The sequence below is a fragment of the Nocardioides sp. NPDC006303 genome (genome assembly GCF_040613175.1).
Lineage (GTDB): Bacteria > Actinomycetota > Actinomycetes > Propionibacteriales > Nocardioidaceae > Nocardioides.
Map to the genome: position 1 here is coordinate 123,367 of NZ_JBEXRR010000002.1, position 19,484 is coordinate 142,850.

Below are 19,484 nucleotides of genomic sequence, written 5' to 3' on the forward strand. Positions count from 1 at the left end.
TCTCGCAGCGACGACGTCGTTTGCCAGACTCGGCGCATGCGCTACGTGATCTTCGGTGCCGGGGCTGTCGGTGGGGTGACCGGCGGGCTGCTGCACCGTGCAGGTGTCGACGTCACACTCGTTGCCCGCGGCGAGCACCTCCGGGTGATCCGCGAGCAGGGCCTCACCCTCGACACTCCCGACGGCGTGCTCACCCTCGACGTACCCGCCGTCGAGGACGCGAGCCAGGTCGCCTGGACCGAGGACACCGTCGTCCTCCTCAGCGTCAAGGGCCAGCAGACCGAGGCCGCGCTCGAGGACCTGGCCGCATACGCTCCGCCGGGCACGCCGGTCGTAGCGATGCAGAACGGCGTCGCGAACGAGTCGCGGATCCTGCGCCGCTTCGCCCGGACGTACGCCATCCATGTCATCCTTCCCGCCACCTTCCTGACCCCCGGCGCGGTCGTCCAGGACTCCGGCAACATGCCCGGCATCCTCGACATCGGCCGCTACCCCGCCGGCATCGACGAGACCGCCACCGAGATCGCGAACGACCTGGTCAAGGCGGGGTTCCTGAGCGAGCCGCGCGCCGACATCATGGCCTGGAAGCACCGCAAGCTCCTCAACAACCTCGGCAACGGCATCAACGCCGCGATCACCCCCGGCCCCAGCGACGAGGAGATCTACGCCCGCTGCCTGGCCGAGGCGGAGGCCGCTCTGGCTGCCGCCGGCATCAGCGTCGTGACCGCGGACCAGGACCGTACGCGGCGAGCCGGCCACATCACCGGACGCGGCCGTGCCAACAACAGCTCGACCTGGCAGAGCCTCACCCGCGGGACCGGCGTCGAGATCGACTACCTCTCCGGCGAGATCGTGCTGCTCGGTCGCCTCCACGGCGTCCCGACCCCGGTCAACGAGGCGATCCAGCGCGCGGTCCACGACATCGCCCGCACCGACGCCGAGCCCGGCAGCATCGACGGCGCCACCTTCCTCGCCGGCCTCTGACAGCCAACGGCCGAAACCCGTCCCTGAAAGGGGTGGCAGGCACACAGCGGGTCCGGCAGGCTGCCTGCCATGAGCCACGCCGCGCCGCCTCCCCCGCCGCCCCCGACGCCGCTGCCACCGACCCACACCACCGGTCCCGCCCCTCGGTCGACCATCACCATCACAATCGTCGTGATTGCGGCGGTGGTGATCCTGCAGATCGCAATCGCCGTGATCGGCTTCCTGCTGACGTACTTCCTCGGCGGCACGATCGCCAGCATGTCCATCTCCAACATCGTGACCATCGTGCTCAACGCGCTGCTGTACGCCGTGGTCGCAGGTGGCGCCGCGCTCATCGCCCGCACCCCGACGGGTCGGCTCCTCGGCATCGTGCTGCCGATGCTCTCCTGGCTGTTGAGCACGGTGTTCTGGTACGGCCTCATCCGACTGCTGGATTTCTACAACCCGGCCGTCATCGGCTTTCTCGGCCCGCTGTTCCTCCTGATGGTCCTGGCCGGTTGGGGATGTGCTGCGTGGACCGGTCGCCGTTGGCTGATCGGGCTGCCGATCACCTACGTCCTGCTGATCGTGGTGCAGACGCCGCTCTCCCTCGCGCTCGCGCCCGCCATGTCCCTCGACAACATCGCCGCGGCACAACTGCTGTCGGCCGCCTCAACCGTGGCGACGACCGTCGTCATGGTCGTCGGCGGGGTCATCTGCTGGCTGCTGGCCCGATCCGAACAGACCGCCGGGAAATGACAGTGGCCCGTCACCCTCGCGGGTGACGGGCCACAGTTCAGAACCAGATCAGGCCTTGGCCTCGTCCTCGGTGGTCTCCGCAGCGGGAGCCTCCTCGGCGGCAGCCTCGGTGGTCTCGTCGGCAGCGGTCTCCTCGACCGGCGCCTCCTCGACCTTCTCCTCGACGGGGGCCTCAACCGGAGCCGCGGCAGCCGGAGCAGCCTTGGTCTTCGGCTCGTAGGCCTCGTTGACGAGCTCGATCACAGCCATCGGAGCGTTGTCGCCCTTGCGGGGACCGATCTTGGTGATCCGGGTGTAGCCACCCGGACGCTCCGCGAACTGCTCGGCGATCTCGGTGAAGAGGGTGTGCACGACGGACTTGTCGCGGATGGTCTTGAGGACCTCGCGACGGTTGTGCAGGTCACCCTTCTTGGCCTTGGTGATCAGCTTCTCCGCGACGGGGCGGAGGTGCCGGGCCTTGGCCTCGGTGGTGGTGATGCGGCCGTTCTCGAACAGCGCGGTGGCGAGGTTCGAGAGGATCAGCTTCTGGTGCGCGGGCGAACCGCCGAAACGGGCACCCTTCTTCGGGGTAGGCATCGTGCCTGCTCCTTCTCTCCGGCCGTATCAGGTACCGGGGTAGACGCCCCTCACGGGGCGGTTTTGGTGGAAACTCAGTACTGCTCGTCCTCGACGAACGCGTCGTCGTCATCGTCGCCGTAGGCGGCGAGGGCGGCGGACGGGTCGAAGCCCGGAGCGCTGTCCTTGAGGGACAGGCCCATCTCGTGCAGCTTCAGCTTGACCTCGTCGATCGACTTGGCACCGAAGTTGCGGATGTCGAGCAGGTCCTGCTCCGAGCGCGAGATGAGCTCACCCACGGTGTGGATGCCCTCACGCTTGAGGCAGTTGTAGGAACGGACGGTCAGCTGCAGGTCCTCGACCGGGAGGGCGAGGTCGGCGGCGAGCTGCTCGTCGACCGGCGACGGGCCGATGTCGATGCCCTCGGCGTCGACGTTCAGCTCGCGGGCCAGACCGAAGAGCTCGACCAGGGTCTTACCGGCCGAGGCGATCGCGTCGCGGGGAGCGATCGACGGCTTGGTCTCGACGTCGATGACGAGCTTGTCGAAGTCCGTGCGCTGCTCGACACGGGTGGCCTCGACCTTGTAGCTGACCTTGAGGACCGGCGAGTAGATCGAGTCGACCGGGATGCGGCCGATCTCGTTCTCGGCGCCCTTGTTCTGGACGGCGGAGACGTAGCCACGGCCACGCTCGACGACGAGCTCGAGCTCGATCTTGCCCTTGTCGGACAGCGTCGCGATCTTCAGGTCGGGGTTGTGCACCTCGACACCGGCCGGCGGCGCGATGTCGGCGGCGGTGACGTCACCGGCACCGGACTTGCGGAGGTACATGGTGACGGGCTCGTCGTGCTCCGAGGAGACGACCAGACCCTTGAGGTTGAGGATGATCTCGGTGACATCTTCCTTGACGCCCTCGATGGTCGAGAACTCGTGGAGGACGCCGTCGATCTTGATCGAGGTGACCGAAGCACCGGGGATCGAGGAGAGCAGGGTGCGGCGAAGAGAGTTGCCCAGCGTGTAACCGAAGCCCGGCTCGAGGGGCTCGATCACGAAGCGGGAGCGGAACTCCTCGACGGACTCTTCCGACAGGGTGGGGCGCTGTGCGATAAGCACTGATTTGTCCTTTCCGGGCCGACCGCTATTTGACGGACCCGAACTTCAAGGGGTGATGACGGAAGGCTGTGGGGGCGGCAAGGCCCCGGCGTACGTCTTCTGTGAAGTTTGAACGCCGGGGACTCACCGTGGTTACTGCGTGGGGCTGATCAGAGCTTCGAGTAGTACTCGACGATCAGCTGCTCCTGGACCGGGACGTCGATCTGAGCCCGGACGGGGAGCTGGTGAACCAGGATGCGCATCCGGTTCGGGACAGCCTCGAGCCAGGCCGGGACGACGCGCTCGCCGTGGGTCTCGCGAGCCACGATGAACGGGGTCATCTCCAGCGACTTCTCACGAACGTCGATGACGTCGTGAGCCGAGACCTGGAACGAAGGCACGTTGACCTTCTTGCCGTTGACCAGGAAGTGGCCGTGAACGACCAGCTGGCGGGCCTGGCGGCGGGTGCGGGCGAAGCCGGCACGGTAGACGACGTTGTCCAGGCGGCCCTCGAGCAGCTGGAGCAGGTTGTCACCGGTCTTGCCACCGCGACGGTGGGCCTCGGCGTAGTAGGAAGCGAACTGCTTCTCCATCACGCCGTAGGTGAAGCGAGCCTTCTGCTTCTCACGAAGCTGGAGGAGGTACTCGCTCTCCTTGATGCGGCCGCGGCCGTGCTGGCCGGGAGGGTAGGGGCGCTTCTCGAACGCCGCGTCGTTGCCGACAAGGTCGACACCGAGACGGCGCGACTTGCGGGTCATGGGTCCGGTGTAACGGGCCATTACTCTTCAGTCTCCTTCTATGTCTCGGTGGGGATCAAACGCGGCGGCGCTTGGGCGGACGGCAACCGTTGTGCGGGGCCGGCGTGACGTCCTGGATGGTGCCGACCTCGAGGCCGATCGCACCCAGGGAACGGATCGCGGTCTCGCGGCCCGAGCCCGGGCCCTTCACGAAGACGTCGATCTTCTTCATGCCGTGGTCCATCGCGCGGCGGCCAGCGGCCTCGGCGGCCATCTGAGCGGCGAACGGGGTGGACTTACGCGAGCCCTTGAAACCGACGGTGCCGGCCGAGGCCCACGAGATCACCGCACCGGTCGGGTCGGTGATCGTGACGATCGTGTTGTTGAACGTGCTCTTGATGTGGGCCTCGCCCTGAGCGACGTTCTTCTTCTCCTTGCGACGAACCTTCGTCGCACCCTGTCGGGTCTTCGGAGGCATGCATTAACTCCTGTGTTGGCTGGTCTGTGAGATCGAGGCGAAAGCCGGATCAACGCTGCCCGGAAAAATCCGGTACAGGCGTCGGATCACTTGGCCTTCTTCTTGCCGGCGACGGTGCGCTTCGGGCCCTTGCGGGTGCGCGCGTTGGTCTTGGTGCGCTGACCGCGGACCGGAAGGCCCTGACGGTGGCGGCGACCCTGGTAGCTGCCGATCTCGATCTTGCGACGGATGTCAGCCTGGACCTCACGACGGAGGTCACCCTCGGTCTGGATGCCCTGGGCTTCGATCTCGTCACGGAGCTTGACCAGCTCGTCCTCAGCCAGAGCGTGCACCCGGGTGTTCGGGTTGACGCCGGTGGCCTCGAGGAGCTTCTGCGAGGTGGTACGGCCGATGCCGTAGATGTAGGTGAGAGCGATCTCCACGCGCTTGTCGCGCGGAAGGTCAACACCTTGGAGGCGTGCCATTGTGTTCCTTACGTTTCGACAGAGGTGTCGGTCGGGTCGCGCCCCGGGGTGGCACCCTCGGGCTCCGGCCTCTGCTCCGGAGGTGACTTCGGACTCCAGAAATCTGGTTCAGCGTCCTAGCGACTCGATGCGAATATTCAGTTGTTGCTGCGAGCTGGGCTCAGCCCTGACGCTGCTTGTGGCGCGGGTTCTCGCAGATCACCATGACGCGGCCGTGGCGACGGATCACCTTGCACTTGTCACAGATCTTCTTCACGCTCGGGTTGACCTTCATGTCAGCCCTTTCTTGATCGTCGGCTGGTTACTTGTACCGGTAGACGATCCGACCGCGCGTCAGGTCGTAGGGAGACAGCTCCACCACCACGCGGTCCTCAGGAAGGATCCGGATGTAGTGCTGTCGCATCTTGCCGCTGATGTGGGCGAGAACCTTGTGTCCGTTGCTCAGCTCCACACGGAACATGGCGTTGGGGAGGGCCTCCACTACGGTGCCCTCGATCTCGATCACGCCTTCTTTCTTCGGCATGCCCTCTGCAATCTGTTGGTCGGTCATCTACCGTTCAAACCACGGATCGGATGACCCGCGGGCGGTCCGGGAACCTCTCCGAGAACTCGGAGTGGACCTCGTGAAGCCATCTGCATGTCTCACCCGCGAGCGCACAGAAGCGCGCTGACCGGGCAGCCGCGAGGCACGACGAGACAGACCCACGTTGGACCGACTACCAAGCCTAGACCCCTAGAACAGCAATGCCCTAATCGTCAAGCCCGGGTGGCCGCGTCCGCCTGAGCGACCTCCGCGACGTACGCGAGCGCCGCCTCCGGGTCGCCGAGGAACGGTCCGAGATCCTCGGGGTGCGGGAACAGCCGGGTGAACCGGTCCGCCACCGCCTGGTGCTGCGTGGCCGCGCCGAGCACCTGCTGCACATGGTCGGGAAGCGGGTTGAGCAACGCGTCGGTCAGGCCGGTCGAGTGCTGGGCACGGGTCTCCCAGAAGGTCTCGAAGGTCGCCTGCATCCACTCGGGGTCGAACGGCCGGTCACCGCGATCCAGGATCGCCTGGGTGTAGATCCCGGCGCAGTGGGCGGCGTTGTTGGAGCCCTGCCCCGCGATCGGGTCGTTGACCACGACGACGTCGCCCATGCCGAAGACGAAGGTGCCGTCCGCGACCTCGGCGTACGGCTTGCGGATCGTGCCGGTGAAGGCGCCCGAGAGCGAGGCACGAGCGTCGGTGGGCTCGCAGTCCAGCATCAGCTCGCCCTCCCACGGCATGTGCTCCAGCATCACGTGCTGCAGCCGGCGCAGGTGCTCGTCGGGGCGGGGGCGGTCCCAGAAGCAGTCGAAGGGACCGTCGGGGATCGCCTCGACGAACGCGACCCGGCTCGGCCCGAACTGGGTCAGGGCGCTGATCACGAACAGCTCCCCCACCCCGGGCGCGACGTTGATCCGCATGCTCCCGGCCGGGAAGTCGTCGGGTTCGACCATGCCGTGGAGGTAGATCGCCGAGAGGGCGCGGCCGGGGGTGTCGTACTTGGAGCGGACCGGGTCGCGGTCGAACAGCTCGACGATCTCGCCCTTGCCGGCTGCGATCAGGGTCAGCTCGTACATCGACGCGAGGCCGGCCAGGTCGGAGGTCATCACCGGGTGGTAGATGATCCGGCCGCCCCGGTCCTCGAACAGCTCCAGCCAGGAGGACATCTTCAGGCGCTGGTCGACGGACATGGCGTACGGCTCCCAGGGCCCGTCGAACTTGAGCGCGCGGACCCCTGGCTCCGGGCTGACCGAGATGCCGACCGCAGGGATGCGGGGCGCCTCGTCCTCCCACAGGTTGAGGTCGTAGACGCGCTCGTACTGCAGCGCGGGGTCGAACATGACCTGCGTCGACGTCGGCCAGCCGTCGCGCAGCTCATCGGGCGTACGCGCGGACATGACCGTCACCTCGTAGTCCTCGGCCTGGAGGCTGAGAGCGAGCTGCATGCCCGCCTGTCCGGCGCCGACGATCAGGATCTTGCGCAATGAAACTCCTTCGGAGTTGGGACGCCTCCGGGCTCAGGCGCGTGTGGGGGTGGTTTTCATCGTGTGCGACAGGCAGGCGACCAACGTCTTGGCCGTCGACCTGCGGTCGCGGGCGTCCACGGTCACCAGTGGCGTCCGCTCGTCGAGGCAGAGCGCGTCGCGCACCTTCTCCAGGGAGTGGGTCAGCTTCCCGTCGAACAGGTTGACCGCCACGATGAACGGGACGTCGGTGTCGTTCTCGAAGTAGTTGACCGCCGGGAAGGACGCGTCGAGCTGGCGGGTGTCGACGAGTACGACGGCACCGCTGGCACCGCGGCACAGGTCGTCCCACATCGGCCAGAACCGGGGCTGGCCCGGGGTGCCGAACAGGTAGAGCAGCAGGTCGGGGGCGAGGGTGACCCGGCCGAAGTCCATCGCGACCGTGGTGGTCGTCTTGGCACTCGAGTCCGAGAGCGGGTCCACCGACTCACCGGCCTGCGTCATCCACGCCTCGGTGTTGACCGGCGGGATCTCTGAGACCGAGGCGACCAGGGTCGACTTCCCGACGCCGAACCCTCCCGCGATCACGAGCTTTGCAGAGGTGACGGTCAGTGCCGGGCGGTCAGCCGAGCTCGGAAAGGCCATCGATAACTCTCTTCAACAGACGGTGGTCGAACGGGGAGTCGTAAGCCCCCTCATTGATCTGCAGGTGCTCGGTCGAGGCAAGGTCCTCGAGCAGCACGCGCGTCACTCCGAGCGAGATCCCGCAGTGAGCGGACAGCTCCGCGACCGACTGTGGCCCGAGGCGTACGCGGTCGTAGAGCCGGCGCGACTCGGGCGTCAGCTTGGCGGCCGCGCGCGCGTCGAAGTGCGCCGCCGAGACCAGCGTGTGCACGTACAGCTGGTGGTTGGTCTTGGTGCGGCCGCCGGTGAGCACGTAGGGACGTACCCAAGGGTTTTGCTGGCTCACGCCCGCTCCCCCGCCATCGAGCTGACCGTCATCTGGCGCAGCTCGTCGCGCATCTGGGGAGTGAGTACGTGACCGACGGCGTCGACCATCTGGGCCATCTTGTGGGCGACGACGCCCAGGTTGGCACCGGCGCCGACGAGGACGGCGAAGCCCGCGAGGTCACCGATGCCCATGAAGAGGAAGTGTCCGGTGTGGAACTTCAGCATCACCTGGTCACAGCCGGGCTCGCCCACCTCGCGCGCGATGTTGTTGCCGAGACTGATCACTCCGGCCGTCATCGCGGCGAGCGGGTCGGCGACGTTGGCGGACATGCCGCCGGCACCGATCAGCGGGAGTCCGTCGGAGGAGACGATGAGCGCATGGGTCACACCTGGGGTGGAGCTGGCGAAGTTGTCGATCAGCCAGCTGAATTCCTTGGGGTCGCGGGGAACGACCGGGCTTTCCATTACGAAAGGGTTCCTTTCACTGCTGGGTCTTAGCTACCAAGGGAGAACGCGTCGAGATCGTCGGCGAAGGAGTGCCGGGCCGCCGACTGGTCCTCGGGCGAGGACTCTTCGGCCTGCGGTCCAACGGCTGCTTCGGGCACGGTCTGCTTGCTGCGCAGGCTGACCGGCTCCCGGCGCGGGAGCGCGCCCGACTCTACTGGGCCACTCTGCTCAGTGGGCACGGAGGCCTCGTTCGTCTCATCCGTCCCATCCGTCTCAACGGGAAGCGGGAGCGGAGTCTTCATGGTGTCGGCGGAGAGATCCGGCGACGGCTGCTCGGCGGGCGGCGGCGCGAACTGCGCCGCCGGCTCGGCCGGCGGCATCGGTCGGCGCACGGGTTCGAGCGAGGACAGTCGCGTCTCCTGCCGCATGGGCTGGGCCGCCGGCCGCGGCGCCGCCTGGGGTGCCCGCCGCCGCGGAGCAGGCGGCAGGACCGCGACGCTGCTCGCGCTCGAGGTCCTCGGCAGCTCGGCAGGCTCGAGCGGTGTGACCGGCACCTCGCACAGGAGCTGGGCCGGCACCTTCACCATCGCGATCATCCCGTTGCCGGGCGCGGGGCGGGTGGCGAGGCGTACGTCGATGTCGTACTTGCGGGCGATCCGGTGCACCACCGGGAAGCCGGTGTGGCTGCCGGACTTGCTGACCAGCTCCACGATCGGGCCCGCCAGCAGCGCGTTGAGGCGGCCTACCGACCGCTCCGGGATGCCGATGCCGGTGTCCTCGATGCGGAACAGCACGTCGCCGGCGTCGGCCAGGTGGACGTTGACCGTCACCGCACCCGGGGAGTACTTGGTCGCGTTGTCCAGCAGGGCGGCGATCAGGCAGGAGACATCATCGGCGGCGTAGCCGATGACGGCGAGGTCGCTCACCCGGCCGATCGTGACCTGGTTGTAGCGCTCGATGCCCGACAGCGCCATCCGGATGATGTCCAGCAGCGAGGTGTCGATGCCACCCATCTCGTCCTCGGCGCGGCCGGCGAGCGTACGCAGGTCGCGGCTCGCGCGCCGCATGCGGGTGACGGCGTGGTCGACCTCATAGAGCTGCTTCAACCGATCGGGGTCGTCCTCGTCGGCCTCGAGGCCGTCGAGCGAGATCCGCATCTGCTCGGCGAGGCTGATCAGGTGGAGCCCGAACTGCTCCATGATCTCGGGCCAGGCCTCGTCCTCTTCCTCCTGGAGGGGAGGTGGCGAGGAGGAGATCGGTGGTGTGGAGGAGAGCTGTGGCATTGCGGGGTTCGATGGCACCGGCGCAAAAGGCACGGCCTGACCCCCGGTCGGAGGGAATGAGCGAGCAAGACCCGGATCTGACTGCTCAGCGAGCGTCGCAGTCTGGGGCCCCCGGCGCTTCAACCAGCGCAGGCTCCAGCGTGTCATGAGGCGGCACTTTCAAATGTGGAGAAGGAAACAGAGCGGTGATCAGACTGGCACAACCGGTGCGCGAGCGCAGAGTTACGCACCCAGAAGCAGACAGTGTCCTAGGTCCCTCGTCCCAAGTGGCTCAGGCGCGCCGCCACCTCGCGACGAGGTGGGCCGATCCTACGCGGCCGTCCAACTCAGCCGGCCAGCAGGCGCAGCGTCTCCTCACGCGCCGGCGCGGTGCGCGGGTCCGTGCCCTCGTACGCCGATCCGACCGGGTTCACCATGACCTCGTCCACGCCGTACTCCTCGGCCATCCCGGCCAGGCGTGCCTTCGCGTACGCCGCGGAGCCGATGATCCAACGGCCACGCATCGTGTCGACCAGCCCCTGGTGGGCTTCGGGGATCTCTGTCTTCTCGGCCTCGTCGATGCTGGGCTGCGCGGTCAGCGGCTGGCCGGTGCGCAGCTTCAGCATGGTCAGCAGCTGGGGCAGCGCCCGGCGGTCGGCCTCCTCGGAGGTCTCGGCCACGCTCGCGTTCACGGTCAGGAACGTCTTCGGCTCGCTGAGGAGCTCGGAGGGCTGGAAGGTCGAGCGGTAGAGCTCGATCATCGCCTTGGTGTCGGTGCCGTTGCCCGCGAAGTGGTGGGCGAAGACGTAGGGCAGGCCCTTCTCGGCGGCCAGGCGCGCGGAGTAGTCGGAGGAGCCGAGCAGCCAGAGCTCGGCGACCGACGCGGCCGACGGGGTCGCGTGCAGGACGTGCTGGCGGCCGCCGGCCATCAGCCCGACGCCCTCTGGCGCCATCATCGCGACGATGTTGTCGAGGTACTCCGGGAAGCGGTTGACCGCGTCGTCGCTCACGCCGCCCGCACCGTGACGCAGGGCCCAGGAGGTCACCGGGTCGGTCCCCGGCGCGCGGCCGATGCCGAGGTCGATCCGCCCCGGGAACGCGGCCTCGAGCAGCGAGAACTGCTCGGCCACCACCAGCGGTGCGTGGTTGGGCAGCATCACTCCCCCGGACCCGACCCGGATCCGCTCGGTCGCACCGGCCACCAGTGAGATCAGCACCGGCGGGTTGGTCGACCCGACCGCCGGCATGTTGTGGTGCTCGGCGAGCCAGTAGCGCTCGTACCCGAGCTCGTCGGCCACCTTCGCCAACGACAGTGTCGCGGCCAGGGCATCTGCGGAGGACTGGTCCTTGCGGACCGGGACGAGGTCGAGAACGCTCAGCTTCACGTGAAGTCTCAACCCGCCCCGGGGCGTCGCTTATTCCGGCGGCAGCAGCGCCCGCAGGCCGTCGGCGACGGCCGAGCGCCACCAGGCGTAGTCGTGGCCACCGTTGTGCTCGGCGGAGGTGACGTCGATCCCGGCGGCACGGAGACGGTCGACGAGATCGTGGTGGAGCTCGTCGAGGACCCACTCCTGAGTGCCGTGCGCCAAGTGCACGCGCGTCTTCGCCTCCGCCGTGACCGCGTCCGCGAGGTCGTCGAGCCACAGCGAGGCCGACTGGCTGGCGACCCCGTGGATGTGCTCGGGATAGGTCAGGCCGGCACGCAGCGCGGTGACGCCGCCGAGGCTCTGGCCCACGACGTACGTCTCCTCGGAGACCGCGCGACGCTCGCGCACCCACGGAAGCAGCTGGTTGACGATGTAGTCGGCACCCTCGCCACCGGCGAGCTCCTCCCACCGCTTGTCGCGGCCGCCGGAGGCGGGCAGGACGCAGCGTACGTGGCGCAGGTGGCCGTCGGCGATCAGGTTGTCGAGCGTGGTCGGCAGCGAGTGGTGGTCGGTCCAGATCTCACCGTCGAGGGCGACCACGAGCGGCAGGTCGACGTTGAGACCGGCGCCGGCGGGGTCGTAGAGCCAGACGTCACGGCCGTCGGGACCCACTTCCAGCGTCACCGTGCCGGCGACGACGTCGTCGCGGCGGAACAGCCACGGCTGCAGCGGAGCATCGGGCAGGGAGACGACCGACTGCTTGATGCCCTGCCGGTTGTGGCACCAGTCGGGGTTGAGCGGGTCGAGGTAGCCGCGGTGCAGCACGGCACGCAACTCGACCTGACCCTCGCTCTCCCACGGGGCCGGCTCGCCGGGGTGCTTGCACAGGAAAGAGTACGAGGCCCGCCAGTCGCCCTTCATCAGGAACGAGGCGTGCCACAGGTCGGTGCCTGCCTTCCGCTCGAGCATCGTCTCGGCGAGATGACGCTCGTCGGTCAGCCGGTTGGCGAAGAGGAGCACCTCCTCGGCCTCGTCATCGCGCCAGCAGAAGGTGACGATCACCTCATGGTCCGCGGCGCCGGCGCCCGTCTCCTCGACAAGCGGGAGCGAGGTGGCGATCTGGTCCCAGAACATGTCGATGTCCTCAGGACTGAGGCGGTCGATGATCGCGCTCCGCGTCCGTGCTGATGGATTGGGTCGCGCCGCCGTGGGTGGTCGCAACTGCGTACTCATCCGGTTCTTCCTCCCGAGTACGGGGCTCTCTCTGTCCCCGCGGGCTGACCAAGTTACTCACAGTCGGGGCCCTACGCGAGATGCCGAGGTCCCTTTCTCTGTCAACTGACAGGTGATGTCGCATATCCGCTAGTCAAACGCGTCGCTGAGCGGGAATCGTTCAGTTTCCTATCAGTTTTCGGTCCGCATGTCGGCACAGATCGCGACCGCGCCGAGGAATCCGGAGCCCTCCCACTGGGTGAGCCGGACCTCCCCGACCTGGCCCGCCGGGACGTCGCCGGAGGGGCCTCCGGAAAGGACATCGAGGCGCTGCGCCGCCGCCATGCTTCCGTGGCCGGCCTTGACCAACGCCTCCTTCTGCACCCACAACCGCGTGAACGCGTACGCCGCGTCCTCCTGCCCCGCCACCCAGGCCGCCTCGCGCGGCGAGAGCGCCCGGTCGGGCCCGCGCGAGACCTTCTCCACGTCGATGCCGCAGCGTCGGCCGGCCGCAACCGCGGCGACCTGGCCGCGGGTGTGGCTGAGGCTCACCCGGACCGCTGCGGCACCGGCCACCGACGGGGCTCCGTGCTCGGTGCTGTCGCAGCGAGCGCAGCGCTGCTCGATCACGATCTCCTCGCGCGCGGCGCCCAGCAGCTCAGCGGCGCACTCGCGGACGAGGACGTGCGCAGCGGCGTACGCCTGCTTGTCGGCATCGGCGACCAGCCGCTCGTGACGCGCCCGCTCCGCGGTGGAGAGCAGCCCGAGATCGGCGTCGATCTCGGCCACTGCCGCGAAGCGCACGACCTCGGTCATGCGCGGCTCAGTGACCGCCCCAGGGCACCCCGAGCTTGCCGAGCATCTCCTCGCCGCCGTCGAGCGCGGTGAGCACCCAGGCGCCGTCGGAGGTGAGCGCGAAGGTGTGCTCGAAGTGGGCCGCCCAGGATCCGTCGTCGGTCACGACGGTCCAGTCGTCCTCCAGGGTGGTGACCTCGGGGCCACCGAGGGTGAGCATCGGCTCGACGGCGAGCGCGATGCCGCGCTGCAGCTTGGGACCCTTGCCGGGCTTGCCGTAGTTGAACACCGACGGCTCCATGTGCATCTCGGTGCCGATGCCGTGGCCGCTGAAGTCCTCGAGGATGCCGTAGTCGCCCTGGGAGTCGACGTAGGTCTCGATGGCGTGCGAGATGTCGGTGACCCGTCCACCGAGGCGGGCAGCGGCGATGCCGTGCCACATGGACTCCTCGGTGACGCGCATCAGCTCGGAGACCTTCTCAGGCACCGAGCCCATGGCCACCGTGATCGCGGCGTCTCCGTGCCAGCCCTCGACGATGGCGCCGCAGTCGATCGAGATGATGTCGCCCTCGGCGAGCACCCGGGAGCCCGGGATGCCGTGGACCACGACCTCGTCGACCGAGGCACAGATCGAGCCCGGGAAGCCGTGGTAGCCCTTGAACGACGGGACGCCACCCCGGGACCGGATCGAGTCCTCGGCGATGGCGTCGAGCTCGAGAAGGGTGACTCCGGGCCGCGCGGCGGCCCGGAGCACCTCGAGCGTCTCGCCGACCACGAGGCCGGCCCTACGCATCTTCTCGATCTGCTCAGGGGTCTTGATCTGGACCTTGTTCAAGAAGCCCACTGCTCCCCCGTTGCGTACAAGATATTGGTTTCAGGACTCAGGGATGATGTCGAGCTCGTCGAAGATCCGCTTGGTGACGTCGTCGACGTCGCCCATGCCGTCGATCTCGTGGACCAGGCCGCGGCCCTTGTAGACCTCGATCAGCGGCGCGGTCTCCTCGAGGTAGACCTCCTGACGGCGGCGGATGACGTCCTCGGTGTCGTCGGCGCGACCCTCGAGCTCGGCACGCTGCAGCAGCCGCTGCACGATCTCGTCCTTGTCGACCGTCAGCACGACCACCGCGTCCAGCGCGTGGCCGGTGTACTTGATCATCCCGTCGAGCTCCTCGACCTGCGCAAGCGTGCGCGGGTAGCCGTCGAGCAGGAATCCCTGGGCTGCGTCGGGCTCGTCGATGCGGTTGCGGACCATCAGGTTCGTGACCGAGTCCGGGACGTACTCTCCCTTGTCCATGTAGGACGCAGCCTCGATGCCCAAGGGCGTGCCCTGGGTGACGTTGGCGCGGAAGATGTCGCCGGTCGAGATCGCGGGGATCTCGAAGTGCTCGGCGATGAACTTCGCCTGGGTGCCCTTACCGGCTCCCGGCGGGCCCATGATGATCAGTCTCATCGGAGGAACCCTTCATAGTTGCGCTGCTGGAGCTGGCTCTCGATCTGCTTCACCGTGTCGAGGGCGACGCCGACCATGATGAGGATCGAGGTGCCGCCGAACGGGAAGTTCTGGTTCGCGTTGATGAGCGCCAGCGCGATCAGCGGGATGAGCGCAACCAGACCGAGGTAGAGCGAGCCCGGCAGTGTGATACGGGACAGAACGTAGGACAGGTAGTCCTCGGTCGGCTTCCCGGCCCGAATTCCTGGAATGAAGCCGCCGTACTTCTTCATGTTGTCGGCGACCTCCGGCGGGTTGAAGGTGATCGACACGTAGAAGTAGGTGAAGAAGATGATCAGCGCGAAGTACGTCGCCATGTAGATCGGGTGGTCGCCCTGGACGAAGTAGTTGTTGATCCAGTCGACCCACACCGGGGGGTTCTGCGCGTTCTGGTTGAACTGCGCCGCCATCGCCGGCAGGTAGAGCAGCGACGAGGCGAAGATGACCGGGATGACACCGGCCTGGTTCACCTTGAGCGGGATGTAGGTCGAGGAGCCGCCGAACATCTTGCGACCGACCATGCGACGCGCGTACTGGACCGGGATCCGGCGCTGGGCCTGCTCGATGAAGATGACCGCCGCCATGATCGCCAGACCGATGACGATCACGATCGCGAAGGTCCACCAGCCCTTGTCGTTCTTGACCGCCCACATGGTGGCCGGGAAGGTGGCGACGACCTGGGTGAAGATGAGGATCGACATACCGTTGCCGATGCCGCGCTCGGTGATGAGCTCACCGAGCCACATGATGACCGCGGTGCCGGCGGTCATGGTGATGACCATGACCAGGAAGGTGGCGGTGCCGTCGTCGTGCAGCAGCGGCTGGGTGCAGCCCTGGAGCAGGTCGCCGGAACGGGCCAGCGCGACGATGCCGGTGGCCTGCAGGACCGCGAGACCGAGGGTCAGGTAGCGGGTGTACTGCGTGATCTTCGTCTGCCCCGCCTGGCCCTCCTTCTTGAGGCGCTCGAGGCGAGGGATCACCACGACGAGAAGCTGCAGGATGATGCTCGCGGTGATGTACGGCATGATGCCGAGCGCGAAGATCGTCAACTGCAGCAGTGCGCCACCGGAGAAGAGATTGACCAGGTTGTAGAGGCCGGCGCTGTCACCGGTCTGAGCCGCGTCAAGACACTGCTGGACGTTCGCGACGTGAACGCCAGGAGCCGGGATCTGGGACCCAGCCCTGAAGATCACGACGATGAAGAGAACGAAGAGCAGCTTCTTGCGCAGGTCCGGAGTACGGAACGCTGATGCGAACGCGCCAAGCACGAATGGTTCCTCTTTCGACAATCAGGGGTCGCAGGGCCTGCGCCGATGCGAAAACCCGTGGCAGCCTAACAGCCCCCACGGCAGTTCTTACACGTAGGGCTGAAACAGCGGGAGCGCGGTCGGGACCCCGAAGGGGCGACCCGGCCGCGCTCCCACGTGACAGGCTCTACGTTAGTAGAACTGTCAGAGAACCGTGACAGTTCCGCCAGCGGCCTCGATCTTCTCCTTGGCAGTGCCGGAGAAGGCGTTGGCGCTGATCTCGACCTTGACGGTCAGGTCACCCTGGCCCAGGACCTTGACCGGGTGGCCCTTGCGGACGGCACCCTTCTCGATCAGGGTCTCGGGGGTGACGACGCCACCCTCGGGGAAAAGCTCGTTGAGCTTGTCGAGGTTGACGACCTGGAACTCCACCTTGAAGGGGTTCTTGAAACCCTTCAGCTTGGGGAGTCGCATGTGCATCGGGGTCTGGCCACCCTCGAAGTAAGCGGGGACCTGGTAACGGGCCTTCGTGCCCTTGGTACCACGGCCGGCCGTCTTACCCTTGGACGCCTCACCACGACCCACACGGGTCTTGGCCTTCTTGGCACCGGGAGCCGGCGCCAGGTTGTGCACCTTGAGTGCCATATCAGTCGACCTCCTCGACCGTCACCAGGTGACGGACGGTCTGGACCATGCCGCGGATCTCCGGGCGGTCCTCCTTGACGACCACGTCGCCGATCCGCTTGAGACCGAGCGTACGCAGGGTGTCTCGCTGGTTCTGCTTGAGACCAACGAGGCCCTTCTTCTGCTGGACCTTCAGCTGCGCCATCAGGCCGACACCTCCACGGCGGGAGCCGTAGCCTCGGCCTGCGCCTTGAGCAGCGCGTCCGGGGCGACGTCCTCAACGGGGAGACCACGGCGGGCGGCGACAGCCTCAGGCGTCTCGAGCATCCTGAGGGCCTCCACCGTCGCGTGGACGATGTTGATCTGGTTGGACGAACCGAGCGACTTGCTCAGCACGTCGTGGATGCCGGCGCACTCCAGGACGGCGCGCACCGGACCACCGGCGATGACACCGGTACCAGGGGCGGCCGGACGAAGAAGGACCACACCAGCGGCCTTCTCACCCTGCACCGGGTGCGGGATCGTGCCCTGGATGCGGGGAACGCGGAAGAAGTGCTTCTTCGCTTCCTCGACACCCTTGGCGATCGCCGCGGGAACTTCCTTCGCCTTACCGTAGCCGACGCCGACCAGACCTTCACCGTCACCGACGATCACAAGGGCGGTGAAGCTGAAGCGACGACCACCCTTCACGACCTTGGCAACTCGGTTGATCGCGACGACCTTCTCGATGTAGGCGGTCTTGTCGGCGCTCTGGTTGCGACGGTCGTCGCGACCTCGGCGCTCGCCACCACGCTGTCCGCGCTGGGCTCCGCTCATCAGACTTTCCTCTTCTCTCGTTCGATCGTTGCGATCAGAAGGTCAGACCGGCCTCGCGCGCGCCATCGGCGAGCGCGGCGACACGGCCGTGGTACTTGTTGCCGGCACGGTCGAAGACGACGGTCTCCACCCCAGCGGCCTTGGCACGCGACGCAACCAGCTCGCCGACCTGCTTGGCCTTGGCGGTCTTGTCACCGGAGGCCGACCGCAGGTCGCCCTCGATGGTCGAAGCCGAGGCAAGCGTCTTGCCGGCCAGGTCGTCGACGACCTGGGCGGTGATGTGCTTGGCCGACCGGGTCACGACGAGGCGCGGGCGCTCCGGCGTACCCTCGATCTTCTTGCGACCGCGGGCCTGACGACGCAGGCGCGAGCGGACACGGGAAGCGGTGTGCTTGTTGTTCGACAGCGAGATGGCCATCACTTACCAGCCTTTCCGACCTTGCGGCGGATGTTCTCGCCGGCGTAACGAACGCCCTTGCCCTTGTAGGGCTCCGGCTTGCGCAGCTTGCGAATGTTGGCCGCAACCTCACCGACGAGCTGCTTGTCGATGCCGACGACACCGAGCTTGGTCGGACCGTCGGTGGTGAAGGTGATGCCCTCGGGCGCGTCGAAGACGATCGAGTGGGAGTAACCCAGCTGGAACTCCAGCTTGGTCGGGCCCTTCGACAGCACGCGGTAACCCACGCCGACGATCTCGAGCTTCTTCTCGTAGCCCTCGGTGACACCCAGGACCATGTTGTTGATCAGCGTGCGGGACAGGCCGTGGAGGGCCTTGTTGTCCCGGCTGTCGTCGGGGCGCTTGACGTCGAGGACGCCACGGCCCTCGTCGTCCTGGCCCTTCTCGACGGTGATCGGGTCGACCACGGTGTGCGACAGGGAGCCCTTGGGACCCTTGACGCTCACGACCTGGCCGTCGATGGTGACGTCCACGCCGGCCGGAACCGGGACGGGGAGCTTGCCAATACGCGACATTTCTCTTCTCTCCCTTCCCTGATTACCAGACGTAGGCGAGGACTTCCCCACCTACGCCCTTCTTGTTCGCCTGGCGGTCGGTCAGCAGACCCTGGCTCGTCGAGATGATCGCGACGCCGAGGCCGCCGAGCACCTTCGGGAGACCGGTGTGCTTCGCGTAGACACGCAGACCGGGCTTGCTGATGCGGCGTACGCCGGCAATCGAGCGCTCACGGTTGCGGCCGTACTTGAGGGTGATCGACAGGGTCTTGCCGACCTGGCCCTCGGTGGGCTCCAGCACCTCGTACTTGGTGATGTAGCCCTCCTGCTGGAGGATCTCAGCGACGCCCTGCTTCAGCTTGCTGTACGGCATCGAAACCGCATCGTGGTACGCCTGGTTGGCGTTACGCAGACGAGTGAGCATGTCTGCGATCGGGTCAGTCATCGTCATTGGCCGAACGGCCCTTTCTCGTAGTGGTTTCCTCACGACACAAAGTCATGAGGACCTTCAACGTCAGTGGTTGGAACGGTGATCGCTCACCAGGAGGACTTGGTGACGCCGGGCAGCTCGCCCCGGTGGGCCATCTCGCGCAGGCAGATTCGGCACAGGCCGAACTTGCGGAACACGGCCTTCGGGCGGCCGCAGCGCTGGCAGCGGGTGTAACCGCGAACCGCAAACTTCGGCTTGCGGGCGGCCTTCACCTTGAGAGCGGTCTTCGCCATCTCAGTTCTCCTTGAACGGGAAGCCGAGCGCCTTGAGCAGCGCGCGACCCTGGTCGTCGTTGGTGGCAGTCGTCACGAGGGTGATGTCCATGCCCCGCGAGCGGTCGATCTTGTCCTGGTTGATCTCGTGGAACATGACCTGCTCGGTGAGACCGAAGGTGTAGTTGCCGTTGCCGTCGAACTGCTTGCCGTTCAGGCCGCGGAAGTCCCTGATGCGGGGCAGCGCGAGCGAGAGCAGGCGGTCGAGGAACTCCCACATGCGGTCGCCGCGCAGCGTGACGTGCGCACCGATCGGCATGCCCTCGCGCAGCTTGAACTGCGCGATGGACTTCTTCGCCTTGTTGATCAGCGGCTTCTGGCCGGTGATCGCGGTCAGGTCGTTGACGGCGCCCTCGATCAGCTTGGAGTCGCGAGCAGCCTCGCCCACACCCATGTTGACGACGATCTTGGTCAGACCGGGGATCTGCATGACATTCGGGATCTCGAACTCGGCCTGCAGGGCCGGGGCGATCTCCTCGCGGTACTTCGTCTTGAGGCGCGGGGCCACAGCGGTGTCGGTCATGA

Annotated in this window: 28 protein-coding genes; 2 read left to right on the forward strand and 26 right to left on the reverse strand. The window is 67.1% G+C overall.

What is annotated here, in order from left to right:
* Positions 1–36: 36 nt before the first annotated feature.
* Positions 37–984, forward strand: a complete 948-nt coding sequence (locus ABZY89_RS02105) for a 2-dehydropantoate 2-reductase (protein ID WP_355224267.1) — start codon at positions 37–39, stop codon at positions 982–984.
* A gap of 69 nt (positions 985–1,053) precedes the next feature.
* Positions 1,054–1,722: a hypothetical protein gene (locus ABZY89_RS02110; protein ID WP_355224269.1), complete on the forward strand. Its 669-nt coding sequence runs from the start codon at positions 1,054–1,056 to the stop codon at positions 1,720–1,722.
* Positions 1,723–1,770: 48 nt separating this feature from the next.
* On the opposite strand, the gene rplQ is transcribed toward ABZY89_RS02110, so the two are convergent.
* The 26 genes from rplQ to rplE form a co-directional block, all read right to left on the reverse strand.
* Positions 1,771–2,298, reverse strand: a complete 528-nt coding sequence (rplQ, locus tag ABZY89_RS02115; RefSeq protein ID WP_355224271.1) for a 50S ribosomal protein L17 — start codon at positions 2,296–2,298, stop codon at positions 1,771–1,773.
* 74 nt (positions 2,299–2,372) lie between these two features.
* Complete coding sequence (locus ABZY89_RS02120; protein ID WP_008361061.1) at positions 2,373–3,389, reverse strand: DNA-directed RNA polymerase subunit alpha; 1,017 nt, start codon at positions 3,387–3,389, stop codon at positions 2,373–2,375.
* Positions 3,390–3,538: 149 nt separating this feature from the next.
* Positions 3,539–4,147, reverse strand: a complete 609-nt coding sequence (gene rpsD / locus ABZY89_RS02125; protein ID WP_355224272.1) for a 30S ribosomal protein S4 — start codon at positions 4,145–4,147, stop codon at positions 3,539–3,541.
* Between the two features lie 34 nt (positions 4,148–4,181).
* Complete coding sequence (gene rpsK, locus ABZY89_RS02130; RefSeq protein ID WP_091052417.1) at positions 4,182–4,583, reverse strand: 30S ribosomal protein S11; 402 nt, start codon at positions 4,581–4,583, stop codon at positions 4,182–4,184.
* 86 nt (positions 4,584–4,669) lie between these two features.
* Positions 4,670–5,047: a 30S ribosomal protein S13 gene (gene rpsM / locus ABZY89_RS02135; protein WP_008361056.1), complete on the reverse strand. Its 378-nt coding sequence runs from the start codon at positions 5,045–5,047 to the stop codon at positions 4,670–4,672.
* A gap of 160 nt (positions 5,048–5,207) precedes the next feature.
* A complete protein-coding gene (gene rpmJ / locus ABZY89_RS02140) occupies positions 5,208–5,321 on the reverse strand; it encodes a 50S ribosomal protein L36 (protein ID WP_008361054.1) in 114 nt (37 codons plus the stop codon).
* 27 nt (positions 5,322–5,348) lie between these two features.
* Entirely contained in the window at positions 5,349–5,570 is a 222-nt protein-coding gene (gene infA / locus ABZY89_RS02145; protein ID WP_011757309.1) for a translation initiation factor IF-1, read from the reverse strand.
* A 233-nt stretch (positions 5,571–5,803) separates the two neighbouring features.
* The gene (locus ABZY89_RS02150) at positions 5,804–7,057 is read right to left on the reverse strand and encodes a styrene monooxygenase/indole monooxygenase family protein (RefSeq protein ID WP_355224274.1); all 1,254 of its coding nucleotides are present in this window, start codon (positions 7,055–7,057) and stop codon (positions 5,804–5,806) included.
* A gap of 33 nt (positions 7,058–7,090) precedes the next feature.
* Complete coding sequence (locus ABZY89_RS02155; protein WP_355224276.1) at positions 7,091–7,681, reverse strand: ATP/GTP-binding protein; 591 nt, start codon at positions 7,679–7,681, stop codon at positions 7,091–7,093.
* A complete protein-coding gene (locus ABZY89_RS02160) occupies positions 7,659–8,006 on the reverse strand; it encodes a DUF742 domain-containing protein (protein ID WP_355224278.1) in 348 nt (115 codons plus the stop codon). The genes ABZY89_RS02155 and ABZY89_RS02160 overlap by 23 nt, the downstream gene beginning before the upstream one ends.
* Positions 8,003–8,452 (reverse strand): roadblock/LC7 domain-containing protein, encoded by a 450-nt coding sequence (locus ABZY89_RS02165; RefSeq protein ID WP_091052410.1) that lies wholly within the window; start codon positions 8,450–8,452, stop codon positions 8,003–8,005. The genes ABZY89_RS02160 and ABZY89_RS02165 overlap by 4 nt, the downstream gene beginning before the upstream one ends.
* A 29-nt stretch (positions 8,453–8,481) precedes the next feature.
* Positions 8,482–9,717: an ATP-binding protein gene (locus tag ABZY89_RS02170; RefSeq protein WP_355224280.1), complete on the reverse strand. Its 1,236-nt coding sequence runs from the start codon at positions 9,715–9,717 to the stop codon at positions 8,482–8,484.
* A 326-nt stretch (positions 9,718–10,043) separates the two neighbouring features.
* A complete protein-coding gene (locus ABZY89_RS02175) occupies positions 10,044–11,081 on the reverse strand; it encodes an LLM class flavin-dependent oxidoreductase (protein ID WP_355224282.1) in 1,038 nt (345 codons plus the stop codon).
* 30 nt (positions 11,082–11,111) lie between these two features.
* The gene (locus ABZY89_RS02180) at positions 11,112–12,296 is read right to left on the reverse strand and encodes an enterochelin esterase domain-containing protein (RefSeq protein WP_355224284.1); all 1,185 of its coding nucleotides are present in this window, start codon (positions 12,294–12,296) and stop codon (positions 11,112–11,114) included.
* Positions 12,297–12,467: 171 nt separating this feature from the next.
* Entirely contained in the window at positions 12,468–13,091 is a 624-nt protein-coding gene (locus ABZY89_RS02185; RefSeq protein WP_355224285.1) for a 4'-phosphopantetheinyl transferase superfamily protein, read from the reverse strand.
* 7 nt (positions 13,092–13,098) lie between these two features.
* A complete protein-coding gene (map, locus tag ABZY89_RS02190; RefSeq protein ID WP_355224287.1) occupies positions 13,099–13,914 on the reverse strand; it encodes a type I methionyl aminopeptidase in 816 nt (271 codons plus the stop codon).
* Between the two features lie 30 nt (positions 13,915–13,944).
* A complete protein-coding gene (locus tag ABZY89_RS02195; RefSeq protein WP_355224289.1) occupies positions 13,945–14,520 on the reverse strand; it encodes an adenylate kinase in 576 nt (191 codons plus the stop codon).
* Complete coding sequence (secY, locus tag ABZY89_RS02200; RefSeq protein WP_355017756.1) at positions 14,517–15,827, reverse strand: preprotein translocase subunit SecY; 1,311 nt, start codon at positions 15,825–15,827, stop codon at positions 14,517–14,519. The genes ABZY89_RS02195 and secY overlap by 4 nt, the downstream gene beginning before the upstream one ends.
* Positions 15,828–16,010: 183 nt before the next feature.
* The gene (gene rplO, locus ABZY89_RS02205; RefSeq protein ID WP_091052397.1) at positions 16,011–16,451 is read right to left on the reverse strand and encodes a 50S ribosomal protein L15; all 441 of its coding nucleotides are present in this window, start codon (positions 16,449–16,451) and stop codon (positions 16,011–16,013) included.
* Between the two features lies 1 nt (position 16,452).
* Positions 16,453–16,635: a 50S ribosomal protein L30 gene (rpmD, locus tag ABZY89_RS02210; RefSeq protein ID WP_008361029.1), complete on the reverse strand. Its 183-nt coding sequence runs from the start codon at positions 16,633–16,635 to the stop codon at positions 16,453–16,455.
* Positions 16,635–17,246, reverse strand: a complete 612-nt coding sequence (gene rpsE, locus ABZY89_RS02215) for a 30S ribosomal protein S5 (protein ID WP_160027014.1) — start codon at positions 17,244–17,246, stop codon at positions 16,635–16,637. The genes rpmD and rpsE overlap by 1 nt, the downstream gene beginning before the upstream one ends.
* Before the next feature lie 34 nt (positions 17,247–17,280).
* Positions 17,281–17,664 (reverse strand): 50S ribosomal protein L18, encoded by a 384-nt coding sequence (gene rplR / locus ABZY89_RS02220; RefSeq protein WP_008361025.1) that lies wholly within the window; start codon positions 17,662–17,664, stop codon positions 17,281–17,283.
* Complete coding sequence (gene rplF, locus ABZY89_RS02225; protein WP_355224291.1) at positions 17,664–18,218, reverse strand: 50S ribosomal protein L6; 555 nt, start codon at positions 18,216–18,218, stop codon at positions 17,664–17,666. The genes rplR and rplF overlap by 1 nt, the downstream gene beginning before the upstream one ends.
* A 22-nt stretch (positions 18,219–18,240) precedes the next feature.
* Positions 18,241–18,648: a 30S ribosomal protein S8 gene (rpsH, locus tag ABZY89_RS02230; RefSeq protein ID WP_040755997.1), complete on the reverse strand. Its 408-nt coding sequence runs from the start codon at positions 18,646–18,648 to the stop codon at positions 18,241–18,243.
* Positions 18,649–18,734: 86 nt separating this feature from the next.
* Positions 18,735–18,920, reverse strand: a complete 186-nt coding sequence (locus ABZY89_RS02235; RefSeq protein WP_017932844.1) for a type Z 30S ribosomal protein S14 — start codon at positions 18,918–18,920, stop codon at positions 18,735–18,737.
* Between the two features lies 1 nt (position 18,921).
* On the reverse strand, positions 18,922–19,482 hold the full coding sequence (gene rplE, locus ABZY89_RS02240; protein WP_091052391.1) for a 50S ribosomal protein L5: 561 nt from the start codon (positions 19,480–19,482) through the stop codon (positions 18,922–18,924).
* Between the last annotated feature and the right edge of the window lie 2 nt (positions 19,483–19,484).